The sequence below is a fragment of the Mesorhizobium sp. M6A.T.Ce.TU.016.01.1.1 genome, from assembly GCF_003997065.1.
GTDB lineage: Bacteria > Pseudomonadota > Alphaproteobacteria > Rhizobiales > Rhizobiaceae > Mesorhizobium > Mesorhizobium mediterraneum.
This window is the reverse complement of the sequence record NZ_RZTJ01000145.1, coordinates 1-434: the sequence shown is the minus strand read 5'-3', so window position 1 is coordinate 434 and position 434 is coordinate 1. Positions and strand designations below refer to the sequence as shown.

General features: G+C 56.7%; 1 protein-coding gene. It reads left to right on the top strand.

Annotated elements, in window-relative coordinates; translation table 11 throughout:
• The coding region (locus EOC94_RS33665) for a M48 family metallopeptidase (RefSeq protein ID WP_148128474.1) at window positions 1-434 on the top strand (434 nt) is incomplete at both ends.

Below are 434 nucleotides of genomic sequence, written 5' to 3'. Positions count from 1 at the left end.
GGCCTATCCCGAAGGCTTGCAGGATCAGGTGCGCCAGCTGATTGCGCAGAATCGCCTTGCCGATTACCTGCAGCAGCGCTACCCGGAGCGCCATGAGGTGCAGAGCGACAAGGCGCTTTATGCCTATGCGCTGGCGCTCAAGCAAACGTATCTGCGCAATGCACCGAACATCGATAAAGTCTTGTTCGACAACCGTCTGGACCTGACCCATCGAGCGTTGGGACTGCACACCACGGTGTCGCGGGTGCAGGGCGGCAAGCTCAAGGCGAAGAAGGAAATCCGCGTGGCGGCGTTGTTCAAGGAAGCTGCACCGCAATTTCTGAAAATGATCGTGGTTCACGAACTCGCACATTTCAAAGAGGCAGAGCACAACAAGGCTTTTTATCAACTGTGCGAGCACATGCAGCCGGGCTACCACCAGTTGGAATTCGACC